The sequence below is a fragment of the Cellulomonas sp. EB106-03-03-XG116 genome (assembly GCF_058792015.1).
Map to the genome: position 1 here is coordinate 1 of NZ_JBYTEP010000106.1, position 5102 is coordinate 5102.

The 5102-nt window shown below is 77.0% G+C and carries 6 protein-coding genes; 3 read left to right on the top strand and 3 right to left on the bottom strand.

What is annotated here, in order from left to right; genetic code table 11:
- The first annotated feature begins 262 nt into the window (after nucleotides 1-262).
- Nucleotides 263-421 (top strand): DUF5679 domain-containing protein, encoded by a 159-nt coding sequence (locus AC3WUG_RS19310; RefSeq protein WP_239193502.1) that lies wholly within the window; start codon nucleotides 263-265, stop codon nucleotides 419-421.
- 84 nt (nucleotides 422-505) lie between these two features.
- Nucleotides 506-1546 (top strand): thiamine biosynthesis protein ThiF, encoded by a 1041-nt coding sequence (locus tag AC3WUG_RS19315; RefSeq protein WP_492329152.1) that lies wholly within the window; start codon nucleotides 506-508, stop codon nucleotides 1544-1546.
- 61 nt (nucleotides 1547-1607) lie between these two features.
- On the opposite strand, the gene AC3WUG_RS19320 is transcribed toward AC3WUG_RS19315, so the two are convergent.
- The 3 genes from AC3WUG_RS19320 to AC3WUG_RS19330 all read right to left on the bottom strand — a co-directional run bounded on the left by AC3WUG_RS19320 (nucleotide 1608) and on the right by AC3WUG_RS19330 (nucleotide 4491).
- Complete coding sequence (locus tag AC3WUG_RS19320) at nucleotides 1608-1955, bottom strand: WhiB family transcriptional regulator (RefSeq protein WP_147794226.1); 348 nt, start codon at nucleotides 1953-1955, stop codon at nucleotides 1608-1610.
- A gap of 137 nt (nucleotides 1956-2092) precedes the next feature.
- Nucleotides 2093-2296 carry a hypothetical protein gene (locus tag AC3WUG_RS19325; protein WP_492329153.1) on the bottom strand — a complete coding sequence of 68 codons (204 nt, stop codon included), beginning with the start codon at nucleotides 2294-2296 and terminating at the stop codon, nucleotides 2093-2095.
- Between the two features lie 155 nt (nucleotides 2297-2451).
- Nucleotides 2452-4491, bottom strand: a complete 2040-nt coding sequence (locus tag AC3WUG_RS19330) for an ATP-dependent helicase (protein WP_492329154.1) — start codon at nucleotides 4489-4491, stop codon at nucleotides 2452-2454.
- Nucleotides 4492-4639: 148 nt separating this feature from the next.
- Here AC3WUG_RS19330 and AC3WUG_RS19335 point away from each other — a divergent pair, with 148 nt between their 5' ends.
- A complete protein-coding gene (locus AC3WUG_RS19335; protein WP_217616882.1) occupies nucleotides 4640-4906 on the top strand; it encodes a mycoredoxin in 267 nt (88 codons plus the stop codon).
- Nucleotides 4907-5102 lie beyond the last annotated feature (196 nt).

Genomic DNA, 5102 nt, shown 5'->3' on the forward strand with positions numbered 1-5102 from the left:
CTCGCGGCGTGGGCGGCGGAGGCGGGGCGCGGGGCGGCGGCCGCGGCCGCCGCTCCGGGCGCGGCCGAGCGCACCGGGTCGACCGGCCTCCGGGGGTGCTCCCGCGACGGCTGCACGTCCAGCACCGTAGCGGTTCAGGGCCCTGATCTGGGGCAACTGCCGCACGACGGGCGGGTGGAACCCTCCCGCGACCGCCGCACGGCGTGGATACTGGCCCGGGCGCCGGGACGCGGCGCCGCCGAACCGATGCGAGGAGACAGACATGGCCGAGACCTACGCCGGCGAGTTCTACTGCGTGAAGTGCAAGGAGAAGCGCCAGGCCGAGGGTGAGGTCGTCGTCTCCGAGTCGGGTCGCCGCATGGCCAAGGCCACCTGCCCGGTGTGCAGCACCAGGCTGAACCGGATCCTCGGCAAGGCCTGAGCAGACCCGACCTGTGGACGACGGCGTCCGCCCCCGCCCGGGGTGCCACGGTGGTGGCACTCGACGGGACGGGGGTGGGGCACCGTGCAGCTCCGGCAGGGACTCCGCGTGCTGCGGCGCGCGGCCGACGAGGTCCAGGTGGGCCTCGACCCGCGGTGGGCGGTCCGGGTCGCGGGCCTGACCCCCGAGCGGGCGGATCGCCTGCTCCGCGCGGGTGACCGCCGCGTCGACGACGCGCTCCCCGCGGCGGCGCTCGACGCGCTCGGCGCCGCGGGACTGCTGCGCCCGGCGGGGGCGCGACCGCGGCCGGTGCGGCCCGACCTGCGGCCGGAGGCCCTGGCGCACGGCCTCGCCCGCGAGGACGGCGACGGGGTCGGGGCCGTCCGACGGCGCGCGCGCTCGACCGTCGCGGTCCTCGGGCTCGGCCGCGCCGGGACGGCGGTGGCCGGCACGCTCGCGCTCGCCGGCGTGGGGACGCTGGTCCTGGTGGATCCCCGGGCGGCGGCACCCGGGCACCCGGCCCTCGCCGGGCGCGGTCGCGGCGGTGCCGCCGGGGCCGGGGCTGGCGCTCGCGCGCGCACGCCCGACCGCGCGGCCGCCGTCGCGGAGACGCTCCGCGGGGCGTCCCCGGGGGCCCGCGTCCGGACCGCGCCGGGTCCCGCCGGTCTGCTCGCCGACCCGCCCGACGTGGTGGTCACGGTGGCCACCGACGTGCCCGACCCCGCGACGGCGCTGACCCTCCTGGGTGCGGACCTGCCGCACCTGCCCGTCGTGACGCGCGAGGCCGACGCCCTGGTCGGCCCGTTCGTCCGGCCCGCCGCGGCGGGGTCCGACCCGCTCCCCTGCCTGCGCTGCCTCGACCTGCACCGGGCGGCCGCGGACCCGACGTGGCCGGTCGTGCTCGCGCAGCTCGCGGGGCCCCGGCCCCGTGCCGCCGCCGAGCCCCCGGCCGCGCTCGCCGCGGTCACCGGCGGGCTGGCCGCGGCGGAGGTGCTGGCGCACCTGGACGGCGGGACGCCGCGGACGCTGGGGGCGCAGTACGAGATCCCCGTGCCGTCCGTCGCGCCCCGGTTGCGCCGGTGGGGGGCGCACCCCGAGTGCGGGTGCGCCGCCCTGGGCGGGTGAGGCGCGGGCCCCGGGAGACCCCGGAACCCGCGCGGGTCGGGCCGCTGGTGCGGGCCGTGGGTCAGGCCGCCGGGCTGGCGTCCTTGCGGGGCCGGCCGCGGCCGCGCTTGACCGCCACGACCTGGCCGCCGACGAACACCTCGCCGCCCCACACGCCCCAGGGCTCCTGCCGCTCGACGGCGCCGGCGAGGCAGCCCTCGAGCAGCGGGCAGGTGCGGCAGAGCGCCTTGGCCTGCTCGACCTCGGCGGTCCGCTCGGCGAACCAGAGCTCGGGGTCGTTGGACCGGCACGGGATGAGGCCGGCGACCAGGGCGTCGAACTGCACATCGGTGACGGCGGGCGTCGAGGCGGGCGGCCAGGGACCGGATCCGCCCTGGTTGACCGTGTCGAGCAGCGTCGTGAGCCGCACGATGTCCTCCTGAATGACTTGCGGGTTGAGCGAGGTGGCGGTGGATCCGCAGCTGCCTCGCCCCCCTGCAGGTGCCGGGGAAGACGAAGGCCGCGGAATCCGGTGGACTCCGCGGCCTGGACGGGCTGGTCATCGACTCAGATGACCGGTCCTCCTGGGACGGAGTCGGAGCGGGACGAGAGATCGCGCGCACGCAGCCGGAGACCGGTGCCGCCGAAGCCACGGATGCCCGTGCCCGGGGCGGCGGGGGACACAGCGGTCCCCTGGTACTCGCCGGAGGTGGGTGCCAGGAACGGCAGCGCGATCGCGCCGACGCCGAACTCGTCGAAGTTGTTCTTCACAGCACCACACCTCCTTCTCGTCATCGGGCCGCCGCCGCTTCGCGCAGCACGGCCTTCCAGCAGGACTCGTTCACCGTAGAGGGGCCCTCGCGGGCCGCACAACCGATTTACCGAGAGTTTTTTCCCGAGTTCCCCCGGGTCCCCCGATCGGCCGATCAGCCGGCCGCCGCCGCCTCGTCCGCCGCGGGCCGGCGACCGGCCACGATGGCCAGCAGGTCGGGCCCGTACCGGTCGATCTTGGCCGGGCCGATCCCCTGGACGCGCGCCAGCTCCGGGACGCTCGCCGGGCGCAGCTCCGCGATGGCGGACAGCGTCGCGTCCCCGAGGACGGTGTACGCCGGCTTCGCCGTCGCCCGCGCCAGGTCGGCCCGCCAGGCGTGCAGGGCGGCGAGCAGCTCGGCGTCGACCTCCCCGGTCAGGCGCGGGACGGCGCGGGGCCGCCCGTCGCCGAACCGCGCGCGCCCCTCCTGCGGCCACAGGCCGTCGAGGAACCGCGAGCGCCGCCGGGTCGCCCGACCGCCCGGGGTGCGGGACCGGCCGTACGAGAGCTCGAGGTGCTGCCGGGCGCGGGTGATGCCGACGTAGAGCAGCCGCCGCTCCTCCGCGAGGTCGGCGGCGGTGTCGGCGGACGCCCACGGCACCAGGCCCTCGCTCAGCCCCGCGAGGAACACCGCGTCCCACTCCAGGCCCTTGGCGGCGTGCAGCGACGCGAGCGTGACGCCCTCGACGGTCGGGGCGTGCTGGGCGGCGGCGCGCTCGTCGAGGTCGGCGATGAGGTCCTGGACCGTCGCGCGGGTCCCCGCCCGCTCCGCCGCCGCGGCCAGGTCGTCCGCGAGGGTCACCAGCGCGTGCAGCGTGTCCCAGCGCTCGCGCGAGGCGCCGCGGGCCGCGGGCGGCTCGTCCGTCCAGCCCGCCGAGCGCAGCGCGTCCCGCACGGTCTCGGCCATCGGCACGTCGGCCTCGGCCGCCACCGCGGCGCCGCGCAGCCGCACGATCGCGTCCCGGACCTCCTTGCGCTGGAAGAACCGCTCCCCGCCGCGCAGCACGTAGCCGATCCCCTGGTGCGCGAGCGCCTGCTCGAACGCCTCGGACTGCGCGTTGGTCCGGTACAGCACGGCGATCTCGCTGGGGCGGGTGCCCGCCGCGATCAGCCGGCCGATCCGGGTGGCGACCCCGGCGGCCTCCGCCTCGTCGTCGTCGTAGACCGCGAACCGCACGGGTCCGGCGGACGGGCGCTGCGCAATGAGCTCGAGCGGCTCCCAGCGGGCCGCCCGGTCCTTGGGGGCGCGGCGCAGCACCTCGTTCGCCAGGCCCACGACCTGCGGGGTCGACCGGTAGTCCCGCACCAGCCGGACGACCTGGGCCTCGGGGTGCTCCGCGGTGAACCGGGTCAGGTAGTGCGGCGTCGCGCCCGCGAACGAGTAGATGGTCTGGCTCGGGTCGCCGACGACGCACAGCTCGTCGCGCCCGCCGAGCCACTGGTCGAGCAGGAACTTCTGCAGCGGGGAGATGTCCTGGTACTCGTCCACGACGAACCGCCGGTACTGGTGCCGGATCTCGTCCGCCACGGCGCGGTTCTCGACCAGCATCCCCGACAGCAGCCAGAGGATGTCCTCCATGTCCATCACGCCGCGCGCGTCCTTCGCGTCCTCGTACGCCGTGATGAGCCGGGCGACGACGTGGTGGTCGTGGCCCGCGGGCGCAGGGCGGTCGGCGGCCGCGGCGGCGCGGACGTAGTCCTCGGCGGTGATGCGGGACACCTTGGCCCACTCGATCTCCGACGCGAGGTCGCGGACCGACACCCGGTCGACGGACAGGCCGAGCCGGTGGCACGCGTCCGCGACGACCGGCGCCTTCTGGGCGAGGACCTGGGGCGAGGGGCCGCCGACGACCTTCGGCCAGAAGTACCGCAGCTGGCGCAGCGCGGCCGAGTGGAACGTGCGCGCCTGCACGCCCGCGACGCCCAGGTCGCGCAGGCGGGTGCGCATCTCCCCCGCCGCGCGGGCGGTGAACGTCACGGCGAGCACGCTCGTCGGGGCGTAGACGCCGGTGCGGACCCCGTAGGCGATCCGGTGCGTGATCGCGCGGGTCTTGCCGGTCCCCGCCCCGGCCAGCACGCACACCGGCCCGGTGAGGGCGCGCGCGACCTCCCGCTGGTCCGGGTCGAGGGCGTCGAGGAGGTCGTCGGCAGGCATCGCCGTCGATCCTCGCACCTCCCGCCGACACGCCGGGACCGCGATCCCCAGGGCCCGGGCGCACGGCATCCCGGACGCGTCCGGGATGATCCTGCGGGCACCGGGCGTTCAGACCCGTGACGCGACACCGACGATGCGAAGGCAGACGATGACGACCACGCAGGACCTGCCCGCCGAGGGCACCGTGACGATGTACTCGACGACCTGGTGCGGCTACTGCCGCCGCCTGAAGACGCAGCTCGACTCCGCGGGCATTGCGTACACCGAGGTCGACATCGAGCAGCTGCCGGACGCCGCCGCGTTCGTCGAGCAGGTGAACGGCGGCAACCAGACCGTGCCGACCGTGCTGTTCCCGGACGGCTCCGCCGCCACGAACCCGTCGCTGGTGCAGGTCCGCGAGCGCCTCGGCGCCTGACCCGCCCGCAGCACCCGGACCCCGAGGGCCCGCCCGGCGCCGCGCCGCTCAGCGCGTGCCGAGCGGGCCCTCGTCCGCGGGGGCGGGGGCGGCGCGCCGGCCGGGGTCTCTTCTCCCCATCTCCGAGCCCACGAGACATGGCGCCTGATTTGGGGGGGGGGGTTTTTTTTTTTGGGGGGGGGGGGGGGGGGGGGGG

Coding starts and splice junctions, on each gene's coding strand:
- AC3WUG_RS19335 (WP_217616882.1), top strand. CDS start 4,640: ATGACGACCACGCAGGACCTGCCCGCCGAGGGCACCGTGACGATGTAC.
- AC3WUG_RS19330 (WP_492329154.1), bottom strand. CDS start 4,491: ATGCCTGCCGACGACCTCCTCGACGCCCTCGACCCGGACCAGCGGGAG.
- AC3WUG_RS19310 (WP_239193502.1), top strand. CDS start 263: ATGGCCGAGACCTACGCCGGCGAGTTCTACTGCGTGAAGTGCAAGGAG.